General features: G+C 39.8%; 1 protein-coding gene. It reads left to right on the forward strand.

All coding sequences use genetic code 11. The annotated features are described in order from the left end of the window. A partial coding sequence (locus HMPREF2867_RS07745; protein ID WP_305366818.1) for an SspB-related isopeptide-forming adhesin occupies window positions 1-1,011 on the forward strand: 1,011 nt, incomplete at both ends.

A 1,011-nucleotide genomic window follows, 5' to 3' on the forward strand; every position in this document is an offset into this window, starting at 1 on the left:
CTAAATTCGCCTTCGGACGTTACTACAAGTTTGACATCCCAACAACAGTTAAAGCTGATGTACCTGGTGGTGTGGATATTGAAAATACTGCAGCTCAAGTAGTTAACTACTACAACCCAACAACTAAGAAAGTTGAAAAACCAAACAAACCAACTGAAAAACGTGTTAACAACGTACCAGTTGAAGTGGAATTCAACTTCACTAAACGTTTGGAAGGCCGTGAGCTTAAAGCTAACGAATTCAGCTTCGTGCTTAAAGATTCAGAAGGTAAGACTCTTGAAACTGTAAGCAATGATGCTTCTGGTAACGTTAAGTTCTCAGCTATGTCATTCAAGAAGGGTGACGAAGGTGTTCACAACTACACAGTAGAAGAAGTTAAAGGAAGCGACGCAACCGTTACATACGACACAATGAAAGCGAATGTAACAGTCACAGTTAAACACGATGGAACAGCTAAAGTTCTTATCGCGACTGTAGGCGACATTGCGGATAAAGAATTTAACAACCGTGTGACTCCTCCAGAAGAGCCTAAGTTCCAACCAGAGAAATATGTATTGAATACAGCTAAATTCTCTATCACTGATAACAAGCTTCTCGATGATGACTCAGAATTGGCAGACAAGTACGCAGACACAAATGCGAACCCATACGCTGACAAAGATGGTAACAACGAAGCAGAAAATATCAATACTAAGTCTGTTAAACGCGGCGAAAAGATCTACTATCAAGTATGGTTGGATACTACCAAATTCGACGCAGCTAACAAAGACAACGTTCAAACTGTAGGAATAACTGATGACTTCGATGAAACTAAGGTTGATGTAGATGGCTCAACAATCAAAGCTTACGATTCAGTAACTGGTGCTGATGTTACAGATAAATTTGACATTAAAGTTGAAAATGGTGTGATGACTGCAACACTTAAAGATGGCTTCACTAAGTCACTTGGCGACGCAGAAAGTACTCAAATCATTGATACAACTAAATTCGCCTTCGGACGTTACTACAAGT

The organism is Streptococcus sp. HMSC064H09, assembly GCF_001812625.1.
Lineage (GTDB): Bacteria > Bacillota > Bacilli > Lactobacillales > Streptococcaceae > Streptococcus.